The following is a 224-nucleotide window of genomic DNA, read 5'->3' on the forward strand; positions in this document are numbered from 1 at the left end:
GGTGGCGGTGGCGCGGCTTCGACCGACGAGGAGATCGTTGGCGGAGGCAGTGAAGGCGAGACGTCCGTCGGCATCGGCGCGGCGATCGGCCTCGCCGCGGGTGGTGCCGGCAATGGCGGCACGGTCTCTGTTACCAACCGGAGCCTGATCGTGACCGACGGCGCCGATTCGTATGGTATCAGCGCCAACTCGATCGGCGGCGGTGGTGGTGTCGGCGGCTCGGC

At 70.1% G+C, this 224-nt stretch carries 1 protein-coding gene; it reads left to right on the forward strand.

What is annotated here, in order from left to right; all coding sequences use genetic code 11:
• Positions 1-224 (forward strand): hypothetical protein (locus EOB59_RS35605; RefSeq protein ID WP_164895885.1); only part of this gene is annotated, 224 nt, incomplete at both ends.

It is taken from the genome of Mesorhizobium sp. M7A.F.Ca.MR.176.00.0.0, assembly GCF_004023165.1.
Classification (GTDB): domain Bacteria; phylum Pseudomonadota; class Alphaproteobacteria; order Rhizobiales; family Rhizobiaceae; genus Mesorhizobium.